General features: G+C 53.7%; 25 protein-coding genes and 1 pseudogene. 18 read left to right on the top strand and 8 right to left on the bottom strand.

Annotated elements, in window-relative coordinates:
* Positions 1 to 137: 137 nt before the first annotated feature.
* Together BRW62_RS06160 and BRW62_RS06155 are read left to right on the top strand one after the other, a co-directional pair.
* On the top strand, positions 138 to 815 hold the full coding sequence (locus BRW62_RS06160) for a hypothetical protein (protein ID WP_198406193.1): 678 nt from the start codon (positions 138 to 140) through the stop codon (positions 813 to 815).
* 113 nt (positions 816 to 928) lie between these two features.
* On the top strand, positions 929 to 2,092 hold the full coding sequence (locus BRW62_RS06155) for a GuaB3 family IMP dehydrogenase-related protein (protein ID WP_099798716.1): 1,164 nt from the start codon (positions 929 to 931) through the stop codon (positions 2,090 to 2,092).
* Here BRW62_RS06155 and BRW62_RS06150 read toward each other — a convergent pair.
* Positions 2,059 to 2,793 (bottom strand): C40 family peptidase, encoded by a 735-nt coding sequence (locus tag BRW62_RS06150; protein ID WP_227517615.1) that lies wholly within the window; start codon positions 2,791 to 2,793, stop codon positions 2,059 to 2,061. The genes BRW62_RS06155 and BRW62_RS06150 overlap by 34 nt on opposite strands.
* An 86-nt stretch (positions 2,794 to 2,879) precedes the next feature.
* Between BRW62_RS06150 and BRW62_RS06145 the strand changes: the two genes are divergently transcribed.
* The 3 genes from BRW62_RS06145 to BRW62_RS06135 are packed head-to-tail and all read left to right on the top strand — an operon-like array spanning position 2,880 to position 4,043.
* A complete protein-coding gene (locus BRW62_RS06145; RefSeq protein WP_099798715.1) occupies positions 2,880 to 3,059 on the top strand; it encodes a 50S ribosomal protein L32 in 180 nt (59 codons plus the stop codon).
* A gap of 2 nt (positions 3,060 to 3,061) precedes the next feature.
* The gene (locus BRW62_RS06140; protein WP_099798714.1) at positions 3,062 to 3,235 is read left to right on the top strand and encodes a hypothetical protein; all 174 of its coding nucleotides are present in this window, start codon (positions 3,062 to 3,064) and stop codon (positions 3,233 to 3,235) included.
* Between the two features lie 25 nt (positions 3,236 to 3,260).
* Positions 3,261 to 4,043 carry a sterol desaturase family protein gene (locus BRW62_RS06135; RefSeq protein WP_099798713.1) on the top strand — a complete coding sequence of 261 codons (783 nt, stop codon included), beginning with the start codon at positions 3,261 to 3,263 and terminating at the stop codon, positions 4,041 to 4,043.
* On the opposite strand, the gene BRW62_RS06130 is transcribed toward BRW62_RS06135, so the two are convergent.
* Both BRW62_RS06130 and BRW62_RS06125 read right to left on the bottom strand, forming a co-directional pair.
* On the bottom strand, positions 4,011 to 4,655 hold the full coding sequence (locus BRW62_RS06130; RefSeq protein ID WP_099798712.1) for a DUF4033 domain-containing protein: 645 nt from the start codon (positions 4,653 to 4,655) through the stop codon (positions 4,011 to 4,013). The genes BRW62_RS06135 and BRW62_RS06130 overlap by 33 nt on opposite strands.
* Entirely contained in the window at positions 4,642 to 5,313 is a 672-nt protein-coding gene (locus tag BRW62_RS06125; RefSeq protein WP_099798711.1) for a hypothetical protein, read from the bottom strand. The genes BRW62_RS06130 and BRW62_RS06125 overlap by 14 nt, the downstream gene beginning before the upstream one ends.
* Positions 5,314 to 5,429: 116 nt before the next feature.
* On the opposite strand from BRW62_RS06125, the gene BRW62_RS06120 reads away from it, so the two are divergent.
* The 9 genes and pseudogenes from BRW62_RS06120 (at position 5,430) to BRW62_RS06080 (ending at position 11,456) form a co-directional block, all read left to right on the top strand.
* Positions 5,430 to 6,599 carry an RNA-guided endonuclease InsQ/TnpB family protein gene (locus tag BRW62_RS06120; RefSeq protein WP_099798710.1) on the top strand — a complete coding sequence of 390 codons (1,170 nt, stop codon included), beginning with the start codon at positions 5,430 to 5,432 and terminating at the stop codon, positions 6,597 to 6,599.
* 113 nt (positions 6,600 to 6,712) lie between these two features.
* Positions 6,713 to 6,889: a hypothetical protein gene (locus BRW62_RS06115; RefSeq protein WP_099798709.1), complete on the top strand. Its 177-nt coding sequence runs from the start codon at positions 6,713 to 6,715 to the stop codon at positions 6,887 to 6,889.
* 22 nt (positions 6,890 to 6,911) lie between these two features.
* The gene (locus tag BRW62_RS06110; protein WP_099798708.1) at positions 6,912 to 7,211 is read left to right on the top strand and encodes a TMEM165/GDT1 family protein; all 300 of its coding nucleotides are present in this window, start codon (positions 6,912 to 6,914) and stop codon (positions 7,209 to 7,211) included.
* 13 nt (positions 7,212 to 7,224) lie between these two features.
* Positions 7,225 to 7,524, top strand: coding sequence for a TMEM165/GDT1 family protein (locus BRW62_RS06105; RefSeq protein ID WP_099798707.1), 300 nt, complete (start codon positions 7,225 to 7,227; stop codon positions 7,522 to 7,524).
* Between the two features lie 137 nt (positions 7,525 to 7,661).
* Positions 7,662 to 8,111 carry a Fur family transcriptional regulator gene (locus BRW62_RS06100; protein ID WP_099798706.1) on the top strand — a complete coding sequence of 150 codons (450 nt, stop codon included), beginning with the start codon at positions 7,662 to 7,664 and terminating at the stop codon, positions 8,109 to 8,111.
* Positions 8,112 to 8,123: 12 nt separating this feature from the next.
* Complete coding sequence (locus BRW62_RS06095) at positions 8,124 to 8,774, top strand: pentapeptide repeat-containing protein (protein ID WP_099798705.1); 651 nt, start codon at positions 8,124 to 8,126, stop codon at positions 8,772 to 8,774.
* Between the two features lie 27 nt (positions 8,775 to 8,801).
* On the top strand, positions 8,802 to 9,701 hold the full coding sequence (locus tag BRW62_RS06090; RefSeq protein ID WP_198406192.1) for a DUF2189 domain-containing protein: 900 nt from the start codon (positions 8,802 to 8,804) through the stop codon (positions 9,699 to 9,701).
* A pseudogene (locus tag BRW62_RS15155) lies at positions 9,698 to 11,037 on the top strand (aminotransferase class III-fold pyridoxal phosphate-dependent enzyme). The gene BRW62_RS06090 and the pseudogene BRW62_RS15155 overlap by 4 nt, the downstream one beginning before the upstream one ends.
* A 56-nt stretch (positions 11,038 to 11,093) precedes the next feature.
* Positions 11,094 to 11,456, top strand: coding sequence for a hypothetical protein (locus BRW62_RS06080; protein WP_099798703.1), 363 nt, complete (start codon positions 11,094 to 11,096; stop codon positions 11,454 to 11,456).
* Here BRW62_RS06080 and BRW62_RS06075 read toward each other — a convergent pair.
* The gene (locus BRW62_RS06075; RefSeq protein ID WP_099798702.1) at positions 11,453 to 14,005 is read right to left on the bottom strand and encodes a DUF3536 domain-containing protein; all 2,553 of its coding nucleotides are present in this window, start codon (positions 14,003 to 14,005) and stop codon (positions 11,453 to 11,455) included. The genes BRW62_RS06080 and BRW62_RS06075 overlap by 4 nt on opposite strands.
* A 107-nt stretch (positions 14,006 to 14,112) precedes the next feature.
* A complete protein-coding gene (locus BRW62_RS06070) occupies positions 14,113 to 14,502 on the bottom strand; it encodes a universal stress protein (RefSeq protein ID WP_099798701.1) in 390 nt (129 codons plus the stop codon).
* A gap of 152 nt (positions 14,503 to 14,654) precedes the next feature.
* Here BRW62_RS06070 and BRW62_RS06065 point away from each other — a divergent pair, with 152 nt between their 5' ends.
* The 3 genes from BRW62_RS06065 to cobD all read left to right on the top strand — a co-directional run bounded on the left by BRW62_RS06065 (position 14,655) and on the right by cobD (position 17,619).
* Positions 14,655 to 15,857 carry a phosphoglycerate kinase gene (locus BRW62_RS06065; RefSeq protein WP_099798700.1) on the top strand — a complete coding sequence of 401 codons (1,203 nt, stop codon included), beginning with the start codon at positions 14,655 to 14,657 and terminating at the stop codon, positions 15,855 to 15,857.
* Positions 15,858 to 16,192: 335 nt separating this feature from the next.
* Positions 16,193 to 16,513, top strand: a complete 321-nt coding sequence (locus BRW62_RS06060; RefSeq protein WP_099798699.1) for an HU family DNA-binding protein — start codon at positions 16,193 to 16,195, stop codon at positions 16,511 to 16,513.
* Positions 16,514 to 16,518: 5 nt separating this feature from the next.
* Complete coding sequence (gene cobD, locus BRW62_RS06055) at positions 16,519 to 17,619, top strand: threonine-phosphate decarboxylase CobD (protein WP_099798698.1); 1,101 nt, start codon at positions 16,519 to 16,521, stop codon at positions 17,617 to 17,619.
* On the opposite strand, the gene ychF is transcribed toward cobD, so the two are convergent.
* Positions 17,599 to 18,690 carry a redox-regulated ATPase YchF gene (ychF, locus tag BRW62_RS06050; RefSeq protein WP_099798697.1) on the bottom strand — a complete coding sequence of 364 codons (1,092 nt, stop codon included), beginning with the start codon at positions 18,688 to 18,690 and terminating at the stop codon, positions 17,599 to 17,601. The two genes, cobD and ychF, sit on opposite strands and share 21 nt — an antisense overlap.
* 358 nt (positions 18,691 to 19,048) lie before the next feature.
* The gene (locus BRW62_RS06045; RefSeq protein WP_099798696.1) at positions 19,049 to 20,032 is read right to left on the bottom strand and encodes an FkbM family methyltransferase; all 984 of its coding nucleotides are present in this window, start codon (positions 20,030 to 20,032) and stop codon (positions 19,049 to 19,051) included.
* Between the two features lie 413 nt (positions 20,033 to 20,445).
* Here BRW62_RS06045 and BRW62_RS06040 point away from each other — a divergent pair, with 413 nt between their 5' ends.
* Positions 20,446 to 21,339 (top strand): alpha/beta fold hydrolase, encoded by an 894-nt coding sequence (locus BRW62_RS06040; protein WP_099798695.1) that lies wholly within the window; start codon positions 20,446 to 20,448, stop codon positions 21,337 to 21,339.
* Here the strand turns inward: BRW62_RS06040 and BRW62_RS06035 are convergent.
* Complete coding sequence (locus tag BRW62_RS06035) at positions 21,314 to 21,847, bottom strand: P-loop NTPase family protein (RefSeq protein WP_099798694.1); 534 nt, start codon at positions 21,845 to 21,847, stop codon at positions 21,314 to 21,316. The two genes, BRW62_RS06040 and BRW62_RS06035, sit on opposite strands and share 26 nt — an antisense overlap.
* Positions 21,848 to 21,880 lie beyond the last annotated feature (33 nt).

Below are 21,880 nucleotides of genomic sequence, written 5' to 3'. Positions count from 1 at the left end.
TGTCAGTATCTCTTCAGGGAGTAAAAAACCAGCCCCCCCAAGCCAGAGATGCCAGAGATGAGTGTGGCTGACCCATCTGAACCATCTAAGGGAGACATCCTCCGTCGCCCGCAACCCATCCCCCCCCCAGCGATCGCATGCAGTACCGCGCCATCGGCGTTGTGCGGGGTCGCTATGTCCCTGCTAGCGAAACCGAATTTAACCGTGGTGTATTAATTACGGAAGACGGCGCTGAAATTGAGACGGTTCTGTTGGGACAGGTGATGAACCTGATTAAAAAATATCTTGATCTCAATGAGCCCCATCTGTGGGTGGTCTATCCCCGTACCCGGGAGGTGGACAATGATGCTAGGTTGCATCTGCAGGTGGTCGGTGTGTGGGAACCTGAACGCTTGCAGCAAGAGCAGGCGATCGATAGCGATCCCGGTGTTAGTGATGGCTATTTTTCGGTGCGCGGTGAAGTTATTTTTAATTCCCAAGACAAAAACTTTGTGGTTGTGAAAGTGCAGCAACTACCGCGCCGCCGTGGCGATAAAGTCAGAGCCTTTAAGATCAAACTTAAAGGGACGGTCTCTATGAAATCACCGGGCTATTTTTGGGATTTTCAAGTGCAGCGGGAAGGCACCACCCTAGTGGTCAATGAAGCCACCGTGGTGGGTGTGTTGCCCCCCCGCAAGCTGAAGCCGAAGCGCAAACCCCGTCCCGCAACTGGTGGGAGTGCTCGCCCACAACGACCGCAGCGGCTAGGTGCGCCTCCACCGCGCCCCGCATCGTTTCAATCGATACGGCGATCGCCCAAACCACCAGTGAACTAGTGGGTAGCGGTTACTGGTACATTAGTTGTAAATTTTTGTAAATTGTCACAGGCGCTGTGGCAATATCCGCACCTCTATACTTTTATCCACCTAATGCACCTACGAGGAACACCATGACCATTCAACTTGGGGGACACCGCACCGCCCGTCGCGCTTACGGTATTGATGAAATTGCGTTGGTTCCCGGCAGTCGTACCCTAGACCCCCAACTCGCAGATACTCGCTGGCGACTGGGCACCCTTGAGCGAGAGATTCCGATTATTGCCAGTGCCATGGATGGGGTTGTGGATGTCACAATGGCGGTCAAACTCAGCCAGATGGGGGCGTTGGGAGTATTGAACCTCGAGGGGGTTCAAACGCGCTATGCCGATCCAGCCCCAATTCTCGAGCAGATTACCAGTGTCAGTGTGGACGAATTTGTCCCCCTGATGCAGCAACTTTATGCTCAACCCATTCAACCAGACCTCATTAAGCAGCGCATTCATGAAATTAAGTCCCAGGGGGGAATTGCTGCTGTGAGTTTAACCCCTGCGGGTGCCAGTCGCTTCGGGGATACGGTGGCAGCGGCGGGTGCCGATCTTGTATTTGTGCAGGCAACGGTAGTGTCACCATTTCATCTGGCATCCGACTCTGTGGCACCCCTAGATTTGGCGGCGTTTTGCCAGCGGATGCCTATGCCCGTGATTCTAGGTAACTGTGTGACCTACGAGGTGGCGCTCAGCCTCATGCGCTGCGGTGCTGCCGCTATTCTGGTGGGTATTGGGCCAGGAGCCGCGTGTACCTCCCGCGGAGTTTTGGGGGTAGGGGTACCGCAAGTGACGGCGATCGCTGAGTGTGCAGCCGCGCGAGATGCCTACTTCCAAGAAAGCCAACGCTATGTGGCAGTCATTGCCGATGGCGGTTTAGTGACGGGGGGCGATGTCTGTAAGTGTATTGCCTGTGGTGCCGATGCCGTGATGATGGGGTCGCCCTTTGCCCGCGCTAAGGAAGCCCCCGGTCGCGGCTATCACTGGGGGATGGCCACCCCAAGTCCGGTGCTACCTCGGGGAACCCGTATTCATGTGGGCACAACGGGCACCCTAGAGCAAATTTTGCGCGGTCCCGCCCAGCTTGATGATGGTACCCATAATTTCTTGGGGGCACTGCAAACGAGTATGGGCACCTTGGGGGCGAAAGACCTGCGGGAAATGCAGCAGGTGGAAATTGTGATTGCGCCGTCCCTCCTCACGGAAGGCAAAGTCTATCAAAAGGCGCAGAAGTTGGGCATGGGCAGGTAGCTGGATGCCACCCGCCCCGCCCCACGGAACTGTTGCCGATAGGCGGTACCCACCGGATCAGCACTGGGGAGCAAGGTATCAACACCAATGCCGTTGCGGCCACACTCTTTACCGGAGCTATGGAGGTAGTACCCCTCCCCTAGGTACAGGGCAACGTGAGTGGCCTTCTCCTTAGCACCAAAGAAGATCAGATCGCCCCGCTCCAATTTGGGTAAGACTTCGTCAATGGTTGCGCCTCTGGGGGCGATGGGGGTGGTAAAGGCCTCCTGTTGGTAGGCATCCCGCGGGAGCCAAATCCCTTGGCTGGCAAAGCTGGCCTGGATTAAGCCCGAACAATCGTAGTGGGGAGCCACTGTCCCGCCCCATAGGTATTCGTGGGGCACCCGGCGGGCTGCTTCGCAAAACTCAATAATGGCTTCAATAGCACTGACAACGGTGGCGCGATCGCAGGGGATGGGCTGATAGGGGGTGGTTGCCGGCTGTAATTTCGGGTAGTCAGATGGGTCAAGCCAGCCCCAGTACTCATCCTCCGCTAGTTGAACATAGAGCCGGGCGGTGGGTTGTGCAGGTTGCAGAGCCGGTGCCCACAGAAAGCGTGCCGCCGCCCCTTGGGTGGCGAGGCGATCGCCCGTCGGGGCATCATAAAGATTGACGTTAGCCGCTAGGGTAAATAGTTGCAGAGACCTGTTCAGGGAATTCACCGTACCAGCACTCCTTAAACTTGCTGCGGGTCAATATTTGCAGTATAGTTAGAGATCGCGAAAGTTGAACTCGGCGAGACACCATCATGGCCTGCCCCAAGAAAAAAACCTCGAAATCTAAGCGCAGTATGCGCCGCGCTGTTTGGAAACGTCAAGCCGCTCTTCAGGCACAGCGTGCCTTGTCGATTGGTAAATCAATTTTGACTGAGCGTGCCAAAGGCTTTTACTTCCCAGAGGGTGAAGAAAATACCGACGACGAGGAGTAGGTATGGCATCGCAAACACAGCCTAGTCGATCGCCAAAGCTAGAAACCCCTAAGTATGGGTTTAATACCTTTGCTGAGCGGATGAACGGTCGAGCCGCAATGATTGGCTTAGTGGCACTGCTGGCGTGGGAATATTGGACGGGCGAAGGTTTTCTGCACTGGCTGGGCTGGCTCTAGGCGCTGAGCTGCATCACCTGCCACCATGATTCCCTATAACTTAAGTGACCCCACCCTCTTTGTGATTATGGTTGGGGTCATGTTTTTAATGATTGTCAGCCGTCTTATCCTCATTGCCGGTCTCTTTTCATTGTTTTATGGCCTAGCAGGTTACACCCCGCTCAGGAGGCGGCGCGTCAATTTGCGTCCCTATCGCCGCTGGCAATTTTGCCAGGAATTTGGTTGGTCGCTCCTCACCTCGGCTATTTTTGCACTGGCGGGGGCAGTGACGGCGGTGATTTGGCAGCAGGGCTGGACCGCTATCTATGTCGATCTCCAGTCTTGGCGGGATTACCTGTACGTGCCCGTTAGCCTCTTAGTGGTCTTACTGTTGCACGAAACCTACTACTATTGGTTGCATCGCTGGATGCACCATCCCCGTATTTATCGCCATGTGCATCGGGTACATCACCACAGCATTGTGGCTTCGCCGTGGACGGCCTTTGCCTTCCATCCGTGGGAATCGCTGCTGCAAGCCCTGTTTTTACCGGCAGTTATTTTGGTGGTGCCTCTGCATCCCTACACGATTGTGGCGCAGTTAACCGTGATGACCCTTTCCAGTGTGATTAATCATTTGAATCTCGAGATCTATCCCCGTTCCTTTGCTACCCACTGGCTGGGGCGGTGGTTCATTGGCGCGACGCACCACAGTTTGCACCACAGCCAATTTCACTGTAACTATGGCCTTTACTTTACGTTTTGGGATCGCTGGCTAGGCACCGAAAGCCAAGATTATTTAGCCCTCTTTGGCGATCGCACCCGGCGTTGAACCAAGAACGTGGGGGCAGGGGTCAAGATGGGGCTGCTCAAAACAGCGCGGAATGGCAGGGGGTGGGATGGGGGTCAGCGGGGTGCCAAAGACCATTTCACAACTGTAATCGCTAAAGTTGGGGGTCATGGTGAGGGGAAGACCCAACTGGTTGCGAAAAAACTCCTCGGTGGGGTGCTTGCACAGATTGATGCACAATGCCGCGCACTCTGCTTGTGCGAGGTAGTAACACTTTTGAATCCGCACGCCGCTGAGTTGCCGTTGGGGAGTTTGATTGGGGGAGAGCACCTCCACCCAGTAGCGATCGCTAGATCCAACTAACCAGCCCGTGAGGCGGGTGGCAAACCAAGCATTGGTTTCACACACCCAGCGCGTTGGCCGAAATAGGGTGCGGACAATGGTACTGATCCATGGGGGAATAACTTGGGCAAAAACAGCGGCAATGACCTGCTGCTGCGCTGCGGGCGATCGCCCCTGCTTCACCTGCTGGCTAATGGCAACAAAGCCCTCGTAATCTAGGCGCTGTGGCACGACGTCAATCACCCGAGCAATGGCGCGAGTGAGGTGGGCAATACACCACCGCTCTAGCCAGTTGGGGTTATGGGGTGTCATCAAGCTGGTCTAAAACGGACAACGCGGCTCGCCGCACGAGAGGCTCTGTTTCTTGGTTGAGGAGCAAGTAGAGGGCTTCCTGAGCACACTGGCGATCGCCGCGATCCACCAAGCAGCTCAACTGTCGAATGGCGATGAGACGGTGTAAGGGATTTGCATGACTCAGCTCTTGGAGCCAGCGCTGCAATTGCTGCTGTTGCTGCTGAGCCGCCACCCAGATCAACACCGTGAGTAACGCTAGTAAGAGGGCGCCTTGTAGGACAAGGGCAATGACCAACCAATGATCCGTTGCACCCTGCCAGAGATGGGTGAGGGTGTAGGTGCCCAAGCAGGCGATCGCCCCAGCGGCCACCGTAGCCCCTAGGGGGTGTTGGGCAGCCTGAGCTACTTGCGTTTTTAGGTGTTGAGCGTACTCGTAGAGCACCCGCTGCCAGCGCGCTAACAGCCACACGGTTCCCACACCACTGAGGGTGGCCAGCAGGAGCTGACTATCCGTTTGCCACAGCAACAGTGCTCCCCCTAGCCCCACCAACGGATACAGGAATGTACGCCGCTGCCGCGCAGTGCGTGGTTGCCGCCGCGATCGTCGCAACGACGGCGTCACCCACAAGACCCACTGTTGCCAGTGAGGGGTGGAGCGATAGGTACGGGTTACCATAAACTTACTTGTTTCACAACGGTTAGGGCTGGAAGCCCCGTACTTCAGTACAGGGAGGAAAGCTCCTTTAGCAACTTCAGTTGCCATATTACCATTTAAGCGCATAAAATGAACTCATGCCACAGCAAATACTGACCATTGTCTGTCAACTAAATCCCACTGCAGAGCAAATTGTCAAGCTAGACCAAGTTCTGCAGGGCTTCGCTGAGGCTTGCAGATACATCAACAGTACCATTTGCCCCAGCATTACTAACAAGAACCGTATTCAGAAAGAAGTTTACAGAGCAGTACGACAGCAATTCGGCTTAACCGCTAACTTGGCTGTCAGGGCTTGTGCCAGAGTTGCCGCTAACCGCAAGGTGGGAAAGGTTAAGGGATTCAGGGCTACTTCTGTGGATTATGATGCTCGCCTGTTTAACTACAGAGCGAAAGAACAATGCGTTAGCCTCTCCACCCTAGACGGACGGGAACGCATTCCCTTAGCGGTGGGTAACTACCAGATAGAAAAACTCAAGGGCAAGAAGCCTACTTCTGCCACTCTCTGCAAACGCAAAGATGGTAAGTTTTATATCCACATCCAAGTAAAGGAAGAAGTGCCAGAACCTCAGACTGGACATGGGGTTTTGGGCGTTGACTTCGGTAGGACAGACATTGCACATACATCGGAAGGAGACAACTGGCATGGACAGCAGTTAACTAAGGTACGAGACCACTACTCCAAACTGAGGGCGGTACTCCAGCAGAAAGCCAGTAAAGGCACACGCAGTTCTAGGCGTAGATGTCGGGAACTGGTGAAACGGCTATCTGGCAGGGAGAGACGCTTTCAGGCATGGGTGAACCACTGCATTTCTAAGACCATTGTGGCAAGGGCAAAAGCAACGGGCAGTGTTATTGCTTTGGAAGACCTGACAGGGATACGGGAGCGCACTAATCAAGTACCTCGTTCTAAAACAGAGCGTAGGCGTGCCAACAGTTGGGCGTTTTACCAACTGCGTAGCTTCATTAGCTACAAGGCACTCAAAGCAGGTGTGGGAATAGTGCTAGTTAATCCTCGCTACAGTAGTCAAACTTGCCACAGATGCCTGCATATTTACCCCGACCCAAAGCAGTCCTATCGCACTGGGAAGCAGTTTAAGTGCGGGCATTGTGGCTGGACAGGAGACGCAGATTTCAATGGTGCTAGCGTAATTGCGCTTTTGGGGGCTGTCGTAAACCAGCCTAGAGGCTCGGGTCTGTCTTGTTCTCTTGCAGAACATAACAGGCTCAGGGCTACTGAAAGCCCCTGACTTCAGTCAGGGGAAGTTTACTCTTGTTTCACTGTACCAATTCCGATAAGATAAAATTTCTGTCTTTATATTGCAAGTGTCTTGCCGACAGTATCCCCATCCTTGAGGTTAGCATGGCCAAACGCCGCAATCCTAAAAAAGAGAAAGCCCTTCGTAACCAAGCCTACGCCCGCAAATTTCGCAAACGCTCCACAGGTCGCTTTGGACGGCGGATGAATACCGATAGCCGCACTGAAGCCAAAACAACGACCGATGGCAACACCTCCACTGACGAACTCACGGATGCCTAGCTAGAGACTCTCAAGGGTTCTCATGAGTAGTCGTCCCCTACCATGGCGGGAATTTGCTGTTGCCTTTTTAACGGTTTTCCTAGCAGAGTTTGCCGATAAAACTCAGCTTGTCGTACTCGTGATGGCAGCGCGATCGCTCTCGCCATGGTTAGTCTTTCTGGGGGCGGCGCTGGCTCTCGTCAGTACCAGCCTCATTGGGGTCTTATTGGGGCGCTGGATAGCCCGCTACTTGTCACCGCAACGGCTACAAACCTTAACCGGCACTAGCTTACTGGCGATCGCTGTTTGGTTGTTGTGGGATATGCTTCATCCCTCTGGTTGAGGAAGACAGTTCTATGGATTGGCAATCCTTTGCTCTCAGTTTTACGGTGGTCTTTCTTTCAGAATTAGGAGATAAAAGCCAGCTTGTGGCCATTACCCTTGGCACCAACGCCCGCTCAACAACAGCAGTTTTTCTTGGAGTGGCCAGCGGCCTCGTTTGTACGACCTTTTTTGGCGTTCTGCTTGGCAGTAGCTTGGCAAGCGTCGTACCGTTCAAACTTATCAAGGCGATCGCAGCGATGATGTTTGCTTTTCTGGGGTTTTATCTGCTGTGGCAGTCTCCAGCAGAACCTATTGACAATGAATCCATTTGATAATACCAGCGGGATTGTTTATCATAATGACTACAGGTTAGACAGACCCAATGCCAAAAATTGATTATTTGTGTTGAGTTGGGTTCATTATCTGCAACATCTATTGACTCAATTTCCCTTAGGACATCACCGTGTTTATGACTTCCGATGCCAGTGCCCTACCGCCAATCCGCTCTCTTGAAGATGCCATTGATCGCTGTCAGCGGTTGGGGTTGCGCTTAAGTCGGCAGCGGCGAGCCATTCTGGATCTCCTCTGGGAGGTGCAAGACCATCTTTCGGCGCGGCAAATCTACGATCGCCTCAACCAAGCAGGCAAAGACATTGGTCACACCTCCGTGTATCAAAACCTAGAGGCACTCTCAGAGCACGGCATTATTGAGTGTGTTGAGCGCGCCGATGGTCGCCTCTACGGTAATATTAGCGACAGTCACAGCCATGTTAACTGCCTAGATACGCAAAAAATTCTGGATGTTCATGTTGAGCTGCCCACCGAACTGATCAGCGCCATCGAAGCCCAGACTGGCGTCAAAATCGTTGATTACCGCATTGATTTCTACGGTTATCAAAACAGCTCCACTACTGCTTAAGGACACACTGCCGTGGCTAACCCCGAACACTTGGCACTCCTACAGCAGGGTGTGACGACGTGGAATCAATGGCGTGAAAAAAATAGCAATCTCCACCCAGATCTGGGGAACGCAGACTTAACGGGTGCGAATCTAGAGCTTTACAACCTCACCAATGCCAATCTTGAGCAAGTGAATTTGGCCGGTGCAGATTTACGGAACGCCCTCCTCAAAGATGCTTACCTAGTTGCTGCCAACCTCTACATGAGCGATCTGATTGAGGCGGATTTACAAGGGGCTTGTTTACAGCGTGCCACTCTCGCGGGGGCTGACCTGTATAAATCGAACATTGCTATGGCGGACTTGCGGCAAGCCAACCTCGTGGGGGCATTGCTGCGGCGGGTGAATTTAGTCGAAGCAACCCTTGCCTACGCCAACCTCACGCGGGCAAATTTGTTTCAGGCCAATTTGCACCTTACAGATCTCAAGGGCGCTATTTTGCAAGAAGCCATTCTTGAGAGTGCCAGTTTAATTGAGGCGAATTTTGAGCACGCCATTCTCATTGCCGCCAAAATGAACAAGGCGAATGCTCGCCGCGCAAATTTTAAGGGCGCGAACCTCTACAAAGCGGAAATGGATGGCATGGACTTGCGCAATGCCCTCTTAGACGAAACCCATCGCTGAACCCTGCTCCTTTGGCCATCGGCATAAGTGGCCCCTCAGCCATTGAACGGCTCCACGGCGATCGCTAGGCTGGAGGAAAACCATTGTGGGGAGATGGGGATGTTTAGTGAATCAGAGCATACACCAGAGGCGATCGCCAACCGGCGCTATCGGGTGCGCATTAGTCAGTATATTGGCGATGGCTGGCAAATTTTTACCGCCAATGCAGGGGGCTACATTGGCTTTCTGCTGCTGTCGGCTCTCATTAGTGGTGCCCTCAGTAATGTGCCTGGGGTAGGTCCCATTGTCAACGGAATTATTTCTGGGTTGTTATTGGCTGGGTACTACTTTGTTGGCTTTAAGATTGCCCATGGCCAACGTCCAGAGTTTAGCAACTTCTTTGATGCCTTTAGGAACAACAATTTTCTGCCCATTGTCCTGACCAACGTGGTGATGGGGTTGATTATCAATATTTTTGTCGTGACCGCCTCATTGTTCTTTATTGCTGCCTCCCTGCCCTTTGTTCAACGCATCCTGGAACAGGCCAATGCCCAAGCTCCAGAACCAGATGCGGATATTGAGCAGTTGCTGCGCCTCCTTGAACAACTGCCACCTATCCCTGATGGTTGGCCGCCTGTTATCGCGCTCATGGGTCTAATTATTCTGCTGCCGGGGCTGTATTTAGGGGTGTGCTATACCCTAGCCATTCCCCTTGTGGTCGAGCACAAATTTGATTTTTGGCCTGCCCTTGAAACCAGCCGTCGCCTCATCGCTCGCGATTGGTTTGGCTTTTTTCTGCTCAACCTCACTATTGTTCTCATCAATGTGTTGGGGCTGTGCCTGTGCTGTGTGGGGCTACTGGTGAGCGCCCCCCTAAGTACCTGCGTCATTGTGGCCGCCTATCGCGATATTATTGGCCTGAACCCCACTGACAGAACCCCACTATGACCATTCCCCTTGAGAGACTGCCGACGTTGCCGGATCTCTCCCTCGATGCCTTCTGGATGCCCTTTACCGCCAATCGGCAGTTTAAGCAAGCACCACGGCTGCTGATTGCGGCAGCGGGGATGTACTACACCAGTATTGACCGGCGGCAAATTTTGGATGGAACGGCGGGGCTGTGGTGTGTGAATGCGGGGCACTGTCGCCAAGAGATTGCCACGGCGATCGCCCAGCAAGCGGCCACCCTTGATTTTGCACCAACCTTTCAAATGGGTCACCCAGGACCGTTTCAGGTGGCAGAACGCCTCAAGGCCATCACCCCCGATCCTCTCAACCATGTTTTTTTTACTAACTCCGGCTCTGAGGCGGTGGACACTGCCCTCAAAATTGCCCTAGCTTACCATCGACTGCGGGGAGAAGGCAGCCGTCAGCGGCTGATTGGTCGGGAGCGGGGCTACCATGGCGTGGGGTTTGGCGGTATTTCAGTGGGGGGATTGCTCCAAATCGCAAGTTTTTTGGCTCGCTCTTGCCAGGGGTGGATCATCTGCCCCACACCCACAACCTAGCGCACAACGCCTTTAGTCGAGGTCAACCGGCATGGGGGGCGCACCTTGCCGATGAACTCGAGCGACTGGTGATGCTGCACGATGCTTCCACCATTGCGGCTGTCATCGTAGAACCGGTGGCGGGTTCAACGGGGGTCTTGATTCCACCTCAGGGGTACTTGGAACGTCTGCGCGCCATCTGCGATCGCCACGGGATTTTACTGATTTTTGACGAAGTGATTACCGGATTTGGTCGCCTAGGTACCCCTTTTGCCAGCCAGTATTTTGGAGTCACCCCAGATTTAATCACCGTGGCCAAGGGATTAACCAATGGTGCTGTGCCCATGGGAGCGGTGCTGGTGCGCGATGACATCTACAACACGTTTATGCAGGGAGCACCCGGCCAAATTGAATTTTTCCACGGCTATACCTACTCTGGTCATCCACTGGCCTGCGCGGCGGCGTTGGCTACCCTGACTCTGTACGAGCAGGAGAACCTCTTTGCGCGTGCGGCGGCGTTGGCTCCCTACTGGCAAGAGGCGGTGCATCGCTTACGCGGGCTGCCCCATGTCATTGATATTCGCAACTTAGGCTTAGTGGCGGGAATTGAACTGGCGCCACGAGATGGTCAAGTGGGGGTGCGCGGGTATGATGCCCTGTGCCGCTGCTTTGACGCAGGCTTACTGATCCGGGTGACGGGGGATATTATTGCCCTCTCCCCCCCCTTGATCCTAGAGCGCACCCACATTGATCAAATGATCGACATATTGGGTCGAGTACTGCGGGAACTTTCTTAGGGGGGTGGTCGTCGCCCAGCTTAAGCTCTCTCACTCCTCCAGCTTTAGAGGTGTCTATGATTCGCTCCCTTTTCCTTGCCGTGGCTAGCCTTGCTGCTATTGTGGCGATCGCCCCTGCTAGCCGTGCGGCGTGGCCGCTGTTTCCCAATCAACCCGGAGTGGATGTGTTCTTTCCGGGGTTAGGCTCCTTTGGCCAGCCCAACCCAGCCCCAACAGCACCCATTATTTATCAGCCGCCCGGTAGCCCACAGCCCTACATTATTGCGCCGTTGCCCGATTCTAGCCAATCTGTGATCTATCAGCAGCGCACCTTTTTCCCGCGGGTTTACGTCCCCTCAGGCTTTGCCCAGCCGCTGGTCTATCCTTACCCGTATCCCTATCCCTACCCCTGCTACGGTCTGCCTCGCCCCTGTCGCTAAGCAGGAGGGGCAAGGAGTTGCGGATCAACTTTGAGCCGGGTTGCCAAGGCACGCAGCGATCGCAGGTCTGCCTCCGTTAAATGGGGGTTGCTGTGGAGGTGGGGGAGTAATTCATAGAACTGCTCTTGGGCTGGATCAAGGTTTAGGGTAAAACCCAGCACGCCGCCAACGGTCACTAAGTCTTGCAGCAGAGGGCTAAGTTGACTGAGGGTTTCACTCTCGAGGTGATGGGCTAAGTGCCGCAGGCAGGCACAGATCTGCTGCTCTAGTAACCGCTGCTGTTCCTGAAGGCTGAGGGTACAGTTCAACAGCCGTGCTTCGCGGGCGATCGCTCCTAGCTCCGCCAAATGGCTGTGGATCTCTGCCATGGGCAAGGCACTCGGGTCACTGAGATCTTGCTCTAAAGCGTGCAGATGGCTAATGGCACGATGGGTTAAGGCAACCGCAGCAGCCACCTGTAGCTCTTGGGGGACGGGCAGTCCATCCCGCTGAAACCCCATTAAAATACCGTAGTTATCCCGATAAACTTGAGTATAGAGCTGATCTAAACGGGTCAGGGTTTCCCGCGCCAGTACCCCCATCAAGCGATGGCGCTCCTCCGCAAACAGATCGTCAAGGCCATAGGCCACCGCTCCAAATGCTTCGGTAATGGCCATCACCACCCGCGCCGCACTCCCCTGGCTCAAGGCGTGCAGCAGCCCTGTTTTCATCTGCGTGTAGGCTCGCCGCCCTTGAAAGGGTTGAATAGCACAGTGAAAATCCCAGCCGCCGAGGTGCAGCACAGCAAACACTAAGGGCTGGCTTTCGGTGGTAATGGTGGAGGTGAGCTGAATATGACCAATGGCTAAGGTTAAGCTGCCCATGCGCTGGAGGTGATAGTCGGCCTGCTCAATGTGGTAGCAGTAGAGGTGGTGTTGGCGCGCATAGGTACTAAACAGAGAACTCATCGCATAATGCGCCGCCACCTGATGCAGGCTAATCTGAGCGGTTTTGACGAGCTGGTGATAAACCGTGGCACCATCCCCAAACTGGGGCACATTACTGGGGGCTGCGGCTAACTGGCGGATAAACTCTGTCTCTAGATGCACCCCCGCCACATCCCCAGCCAACTCCATGGCGCGCGCCGCATACCGCAGAATTTGCACCCCTTCTGGGCGAGAGAGTTCATCAAAAAACCAGCCACAACTGGTAAACATCAGCAGGGCATGGTGTTGCATCTCTAGTAGGCGCAACGCATCGATGCGCTCGCCGTTGCTCAAGGGGCGGCATTGGTGGTGTTGGAAAAAGGCGGCGATAGAGTCCGCACAGCGATCCTGAATAAGATCAATATAGGCATCACGGGCTGCCCAGACATCTTGCAGAAGTTCGCTGCCAAGGGTCTCATAGATCTCTATTAGTTCATCCCGTAACCAGTTCAAACTATCCCGGAGGGGGCGCCGCCAGTGTTGGTGCCAGCCGCCACCGCCGCCACAGCCACAGTTCTCTTGCCAGCGATCGACCCCATGGGCACAACTCCACGCCGTAACTGGCTTGAGTTCCACTTCCCAAGTGGGGGGAAACAGGCTCAGATAATGGGCAAAGTTGGTGACCGTCCACCCTCGCTGCGGAAACTCTACTTTGAAGGCATAGGCAAGCGCTTTTTCGCCACCGTATTTATGGTGGCCAAAGGTTTCGCCATCGGTGGCCACCCCAATAATTTGGCTGGGGCGATGGTCACCCCGTACCGCTTGCCCTAGGCGGCCAGCTAAAAATTGGGAGCTAGTGAGGAGGTCGCTAAACCCCAGATCCCGCGAAATTGGGCCATCATAAAAGAAAATATCTAAGTAGTCGCCAGTGCGCCCGGGCAAATAACAGCGATAGGGTCGGGTGGGATCAATTTGGCTGCCGCTCACTTCTTGCCAGTCGGCCTCTCCCTCTGCCATGATGGGGCGGCAACGCTGGGCTTGGGAGGGTGCCAAAATTGTAAAGCGAATGCCTTCCTGAATCAGGGCGGCAACCGTCTCGTAGTCGATGGCGGTTTCCGCTAGCCACATGCCTTCGGGGTCGCGCCCAAACCGCCGCCGAAAGTCGGCCTTGCCCCAGCGAATTTGAGTTAATTTATCGCGATAGTTGGCAAGGGGCAAAATAATGTGGTTATACACTTGGGCGATCGCGTTGCCGTGGCCATTCAACCGCTGGCAACTGAGGCGATCCGCTTCGATAATGCGCTGATAGACTTCAAGATCGTAGCGCTCTAGCCAACTAAACAACGTTGGACCAATATTAAAGCTGAGATACTCAAAATTATTCACAATATCAATGACTTCGCCGCGATCGTTCAAAATCCGGGCAAAGGCATTGGGGCGATAGCACTCGTAATAAATCCGCTCGTTCCAATCGTGAAACGGCTGGGCACTGGGCTGCTGCTCGATAGCATTTAGGTAGGGATTTTCGCGCGGGGGCTGGTAAAAATGGCCGTGGATGGTGATATATACGCCCAAGGCGGGCGATCGCTGGGGCGTGGGTACGGTATCGGCTGCCCTGGGGAGGCTATCTGGCACATTCAGCATTCAATCACCACAAAAAGCACTAACTCTGATCATCGGTGGCAACTCCCAGCCTTGACCAGCCTGTGATGAAAATTCAACTTCCGAAATATAGCGAAATACAGAGTTCCCTAGGGCACAATCAAGACAGGGCAAGGTGCGAGGTTAATCACGCGGTTGCTGACACTTTCTTGAAACCCATCCGGTGTTAACCCCGTCCCGCGACACCCCATCACAATGAGGTTGGCGTTAATCTCATCGGCAACATCGCAGATAACAAAGGCGGGTTTCCCCCGTCGCAACAGCGTTTCTGCTGCAATCCCCTGCTGCGCAAAGGCCTCCTTAGCCGATGCAAGGAAATTGCTAATCGCCGCCTCCAGTTCGGCATCTGGCTCAGGGGTTTCCTCCACTGAGAGTAATACTAACTGGCTTTGACAGAGCTTAACGATCTCCACAACCGTGGGGATAGCTTCTTGGGTATCACGGCTGCGGTCAATGGGGAAGAGAATCGTTTTGAACATGGGTATCACCTCTGAGAGTCGTTTCTGGGGCACACCCTTCGGTAGAATGAGGGCTAGGTGAGGGATCTGTAACGTTTCACTCCATCGCTGGCCGGGATTTTCATGCCCCTAGTACTATCATCCATGTTTTAACGCAGTTAGGAGGCTTTAGCGTGTCTAAAAAATCGGTTGCTCAGTTATCTGCCGCAGACTTAGCGGGGAAACGAGTCTTGGTACGAGCTGATTTTAACGTTCCCCTCGATGGCAATGGTGCCATTACGGATGATACACGCATCCGTGCCGCCCTTCCCACCATCCAAGATTTAATTAATAAAGGTGCCAAGGTCATTTTAGCCAGCCACCTTGGTCGGCCTAAGGGGGTTGATGATAAACTCCGCCTGACGCCTGTGGCACAGCGGCTCTCGCAACTGCTGAACCGACCTGTTACCAAGCTGGATGATTGTATCGGCGAGGCAGTGGTAGCACACACGCAAGCCATGGCCAACGGCGATGTGTGTCTGTTGGAAAATGTGCGCTTCCATCCCGAAGAAGAGAAAAACGATCCCGAATTTGCCAAGCAACTGGCGGCCTGTGCCGATGTGTATGTTAACGATGCCTTTGGAACGGCTCACCGCGCCCACGCTTCCACCGCTGGGGTCACGCAGTACCTTAGCCCGTCGGTGGCCGGATTTTTAATTGAAAAAGAACTGGAATATCTACAAAATGCCATTGAGCATCCCCGTCGTCCTTTAGCCGCTATTGTCGGTGGCTCAAAAGTGTCCTCTAAAATTGGGGTGATTGAATCGCTACTGGAAAAAGTGGATAAGCTGCTGATTGGTGGCGGCATGGTGTTTACGTTCTACAAAGCCCGCGGTCTCAGTGTGGGTAAGTCGCTGGTTGAAGAAGATAAGTTAGATCTCGCGAAGCACTTAGAAGCCAAGGCACGGGAGAAGGGGGTAGAGTTACTGCTGCCCACCGATGTGGTAGTGGCCGACAACTTTGCAGCGGATGCCAATAGCCAAGTGGTGAGCGTGGAGGCCATTCCCGATGGCTGGATGGGGCTAGACATTGGGCCTGCCTCGATTGAACTGTTCCAAGCGGCGCTAAAAGACTGCAAAACGGTAATTTGGAATGGCCCGATGGGGGTCTTTGAATTTGATCAGTTTGCCAAAGGAACTGAGGCGATCGCCCGCTACCTCGCAGAATTGACCGGTGAAGGGGTGTCCACCATTATTGGCGGGGGTGACTCTGTAGCGGCAGTCGAAAAAGTCGGTGTTGCCGATCGCATGAGCCACATTTCCACGGGTGGCGGTGCGAGCCTTGAACTTCTTGAGGGTAAGGAATTACCCGGCATTGCTGCCCTTGACGATGCCTAAGGTGTAGCGGTTTGAGTTCTTGAAGCCCCCTGCCTCTGTGGGGCTTTTTTGGTGCCAAGACACTGGATAGCACCATCAGTAATAATTCTTAACTTGCCATAAAAGGTTAAACCCAAGGCTGCTAATCTGGCCGAAATCCTGACGTTATAAGGGTTTTAGCTATTTCTAATACATAAAAGTGCCCCAAAGCTATATATCTTAAAGGTTTCACGGTTCCAGTTTTAGTCTTGCTGTTCTAGAATGAGGCTTGAAAGCAAGTATAGGCAAGGGTTTCATGCCTTTTACTCAACTGTCGCTGAAATCAAACAATCTTTAATGTTTTTTGGAGTCTTTGCATGAATAAAGCTGAGTTAGTGGATGCGGTGTTTGGTCGCGCCCACAGCACCAACAATGTGACCAAGAAACAAGTAGAAGCCATTATCTCCGCCACCGTGGAGGAAATCATGGAAGCGGTTTCCAAGGGCGATAAAGTGACGCTGGTGGGGTTTGGTGCCTTTGAACCCCGAGAGCGTAAAGCCCGGGAAGGGCGTAATCCCAAGACCAAGGAAAAAATGCAAATTCCGGCCACGACGGTACCGGCCTTCTCGGCAGGCAAACTGTTCAAAGAAAAAGTCGCACCGTCAGCCCCCCAGCCAGCTAAAGGGAAGAAAAAATAGGTGCCTTGCCTCCGCGCCATGGTGGTAATTTAGTTTGGGCGGCAGCGATCGCCCGGTGTGCCCCTGAAGAGCTACTGGACTTTTCTGCCAGTTTGAACCCTTTAGGGCCGCCCGCATCGGTGGTCGCTGCGCTGCATCATGGCCTTGGCGCTATTCGCGATTATCCTGATCCCGCCTGCACTGCCCTTGTTCAGGCACTGGCAGCAACCTATGCCCTTGACCCCGATACGCTGCTGGTGGGGAACGGAGCAGCGGAGCTACTGACGTGGATTGGGCGTGACTGTGCGGCCTGCTCGCGGGTATATCTGGTTACCCCTTACTTCCAAGATTATGGACGGGCATTGAGGGCATTTGCCGCATCGGTGGCTACCATCCCTCTGGATCAGGTGCGCCACGATGTGCAAGCCCTAGCGGCTAAGCTGCACCCAGAGGATGCCGTTATTCTCAATAACCCCCACAATCCAACGGGGCATTTGTGGTCGCGATCGGCGGTGCAGGCTCTAGTGGCAACGGGGGCAACGGTGGTTGTGGATGAAGCCTTTATGGACTTTTTGCCGCCAGCCACCAGTCAAACCGTGTTACCCTACGTCAAAGAGTATCCCAACTTAATTGTGTTGCGATCGCTCACTAAGTTCTATAGCCTAGCGGGTTTGCGCTTGGGCTATGTGGTTAGTCAGCCGGAGCGCTTGCGCCGCTGGCAGCAGTGGCGAGATCCGTGGAGTGTGAATGCCCTTGCCCTAGTGGCTGGAGTGGCTGCTCTAGGCGATCGCCCGTTTCAGGAGCAGACATGGCAATGGCTAGCGCCAGCGCGAGAGGCGCTGCAACGTGCCCTTGATCAAATTCCCACCCTGAGAATCACCAGCCCCAGCCATGGCAACTTTCTTTTAGTGACTACTGAGGCATCAGTTCTGCCGTTACAACGCTACCTCCTAGAGCACCATCGATTGTTGATTCGAGACTGCCTCAGTTTTCCTGAACTGGGGGAGCGGTACTTTCGGGTTGCAGTGCGCCAACCCTCAGACCATGAACAGTTGCTGAGGGGATTGGGGCAGTACTTTGGGGTGTCTATATCGCCGTCTCAGTTGCTAAACGTTAAAGCGGAATAGCATCACATCCCCCTCTTGCACCACATAGTCCTTGCCCTCGCTGCGTATTAGACCTTTTTCCTTGGCGACACTCATCGACTGACACGCTACTAGGTCGTCGTAGCTAATCGTTTCGGCACGAATAAACCCTCGCTCGAAGTCACTGTGAATAACCCCTGCCGCCTGTGGCGCTTTAGCCCCCATAGGCACTGTCCAAGCGCGGGTTTCTTTGGGGCCAGTGGTGAAAAAGGTTTGTAACCCCAGCAGCTTGTAGGTGGCACGGATGAGCGATCGCAACCCCCCTTCACTCACCCCTAAACTGTCTAGATAGTCTTGGCGATCCTCCTCTGGCAGATCCACCAATTCAGATTCAACCTGTGCCGAAACAATCACCACCTCTGCACCTTCTGCCTGAGCGACGGCTTGAACGGCGGCGCTCCAATCATTGCCTGTGGCTAGATCCTGCTCAGCAACATTGGCCGCATAAATCATCGGCTTGCGGGTCAGTAGCCCCAAAAAGCGAACTGCTGCATCTTCTTCTGGGGTTAGCACACACAAACGAGCTGGCTTTCCCTCATTCAGAATCATCAATAGTTTCTCTAGGGCGGCTAACTCGATCTGCGCGTCTTTTTGCGATCGCGCCGCTTTGCGAGTGCGCTCAATCCGCTTCTCAATCTGGGCTAAATCCGCCAGCGCTAACTCTAAATTAATAACGGCCATATCCTCCACCGGATCAACCCGTCCAGCCACATGGACAATGTCATCATCCTCAAAGCAGCGCACCACATGGACGATGGCATCCACCTCACGAATATTGGCCAAAAACTGATTCCCGAGACCTTCCCCCTTGCTCGCCCCTTTTACTAACCCAGCAATATCCACGAATTCAACACGAGTGGGCACCACTTGGGCGGATTGGGAAATTGCTGCCAGTACTGCGAGGCGTTCATCCGGTACCGCCACCACCCCGACATTGGGTTCAATGGTACAAAAGGGGAAATTTGCTGCCTCTGCTTTTGCATTTGCCACAAGGGCATTGAACAATGTTGATTTGCCTACATTGGGTAGTCCGACAATTCCGGCTCGCAGCATGGTAGTTAGTGCCTTTCTTGAACAGTCTTAACGGAGGTCTTTAGAACGGGTGATTGAATTTTCACATCGGGTAGGGCTGGAAGCCCCGTACTTCAGTGCGGGGAGGAAAGCTCCTTTAGCAACTTCAGTTGTTTTAGGTTATAATTGTACTGCGGACACCAGAAACGGTTGTTCAAGGCACTGGTAACGGTCGATTGGGGGTGTTGTAAACCACCCCAGAGGCTCGCGGTTGGCTTGCTAACTGCAGGGCTACTAAAAGCTCCCTGCTTTAGCTGGGAGTAGTTTACAGCCCCTCAGTTTAGCATAGTTCTTCTCTTAGAACCGCCAAGCATCCTAACTTGGCAGCATTGGGGGGTTCCTAGGCGCAGGGCTGGCTGAGCATCTTAACAATTGGCAGGGTTTCGAAATCAGCCTCAATGACAGATTTGACATTTTCCAAGGCTGACAGAATCTCTTGGCGGCAGTTCCAGCGCTGATCCTGCCCATGGTTCAAGGTTAAATGGGTGAGTATTTCTAGGGCATAATCAGGAAATTCAAAGGCATCGGCGATCGCCCCCAGCTTCAGCAGCGACTCCGGCGAGTATAAATGCTGTACCTGAGCATTATCCTGCAGCAGATCTCTGAAGTAAATCGCATCGGCCCACAGCAACTGGCCAGCGCGCCGTTGCGATCGCACTGGCGAAAATTGTCGCGGCAGTCGGCACCATGCATCCTCGGTAACTAAATCAAAAAGCACAAACCCCTGCTGACGCAGATACTGATCAATATCACTAAACAACGGTTGACCCTTATAAACCTCGGAAAATTCTACTTCCACCACCACTGCTAACGTACTCTTGTGAATAATGTCTTTGCCCCCCCGCAGCACATCTAAGTCGGCCCCTTGCACATCCACCTTGAGCACATCAATAGCCTCAATAGCCTCACGTTTAGCAAATTCATCTAGGGTCGTGGTCTCAACTTCAATGCTGGCCTCTAGGCTCAAACCCGTACTAAACCCCTGAAAGCGAGACACATACTCAGCATTAGGGAGATAGAGCGAACTGCAATGCACCGCATGGGTAACGTAAAGTGTGGATTGCCCAACCTCTCCCCCAAAGGCAAGGGGGTAATGCTGCTCAAACCAATCGATCCTCTGTGCGGCTAGGGCTGCATTTGCCTGTTCGCAAGCCTCCGGATCCGCATCGATGCCATAGATTTTTAGATTGGGGGCAAAGATATGCCACGGGGATGCTCCAAAGTCGTCTGCAGTGTAAATTTTACGTGACCCAACTACACAGAGGGTCAAGCACAAGTTATTGAGTTTTCCAGTGGCTTTCAAAATAGGGTTAATAAAGCTCATAAAGCAGATTCCTTAATAAGTGGGTACACTCTATTTTCATGGTGTTTCAGCAAGAGAGTGTGTTCATGGCTGCCTTAGCTCTCGATTGACGGACGCGCATTGTGACGTCTGATGAGTCAGGAACAACGTCTATCCGGAAACTAGCCGCCCAGTTTCAAGTGAGTAAAACAACCGTCCACACGCTGATGAAGTTGCAACGGGAAACCGCAGACGTGACTCCCAAACCAGCCCGAGGGGGCAAATCCAGTGCGCTGGTCGGGAAAACTGAGCTTGCTCTTGAGTCAACACAATTCACACATACAGTGTGGGGCTTGCCGCCGATTTAGCTAAAAACAGCATCATTGCTTTATCACTGTACTCCACCCCCTTTAGCAGGCTGTGTATAGTGTAAATGCCGACTGTGGAATTGATGTATGTCTCTCCTTGATGGGCCGTGGATTCACAAGTTCATCGTCTCGAATGGCATCCGCTTACACTATGTGACTCAGGGAGAGGGTGACCTCGTACTATTGCTGCACGGTTTTCCTGAATTTTGGTACTCGTGGCGACAACAAATTCCGAAGCTTGCAGATCACCATAAGGTTGTGGCTCTCGATTTGCGCGGCTATAACCTCAGTGATAAGCCGCAGGATCCAGCTAGCTATGTTCTTGATGAACTCATTCTCGATATTGTGGGTGTCATTGACGGGTTAGGCTATCGCCGCTGCCACTTGGTAGGTCACGATTGGGGCGGCATGGTGGCTTGGGGGGTGGCTTACGCAGTACCAGACCGGATTCAGACGTTGAGTGTGCTGGCGTGTCCGCACCCAAGTGTGCTCAAGCAGGTGCCCAGTGGTTGGGATCAGTGGTTACGCAGCAGTTATCTGCTGCTGTTTCAACTGCCGTGGCTGCCAGAACTCCTTTTGGAATGGGGGAACTACGGGGCGATCGCCCACCTGTTGCAGTGGGCAGCGGTAAACCAGAGTGCTATCCGTCCTGCGGATATTGCCCTTTACCAAGATGCAGCGGCACAGCGGGGCGCTCTGTCTGGCATGCTGAACTATTACCGCGGTACGTTACCCAGTATTTTGGCTCACGAGTGGGGGAACCTTAGTGTTCCTACCCAAATGCTGTGGGGTCGCCAAGACCCGGTTCTAGGGATGGAACTCACCTATAATACCGAGGCCTACGTCAAAGCGCTTAATATTCACTACCTCGATCACTGTGGCCACTTTGTGCAGCAAGAGCAGCCGGATTTAGTGAACCAATACTTGCTAGAGTGGCTGGATGCCCGACCAACGGCTAAACCAGGCGGCGCAGTTGGGTAATCTGATCGGCGATCGCCAACACCGACTCCGGCATTGCAGACCCCGTTAGGATAACATCCAGCGTGCGGGGGCGGCTTTGCAAAAAGTCTAAGACCTCCGCTTCTTGGAGCAGCCCCATCTGAATCGCCAAACTCAGTTCATCCAGCACTAGCAAGCGATAGCTCCCTTCCTGAACCAGTGTTTGTACATGCTGCCACAGCGATCGCACCGCCGTGATGTCCTCCGCTGCAAGGTCATCCCCCACCCCGAGCGATCGCCCCAAGGCCGGACGGAACCACGTTAAATGCTGCCCCAACTGAACGGGGTGCTCCACCCCTGTTTGAATCCCTCCCTTGAGCAATTGGCAAATGATCACACCACTGCCTTGGCCAGCGACCCGCAACGCCTGTGCCATCACCGTGGTAAAAAAATGTCGCTGCGAACAGGTAAACACCTGCACCACCCCCTCAATTCCATAGCTAGAAGGTGTGGAGACATCAGACACTGGAACCGAGAGTTGTGCCACCATGACTGATTATTGCCCAACAACAACAGCGCATTC

It is taken from the genome of Thermostichus lividus PCC 6715 (assembly GCF_002754935.1).
In the GTDB taxonomy this organism is placed as follows: Bacteria; Cyanobacteriota; Cyanobacteriia; order Thermosynechococcales; family Thermosynechococcaceae; genus Thermosynechococcus; species Thermosynechococcus lividus.
This window is presented reverse-complemented; position numbering and strand designations above follow the sequence as displayed.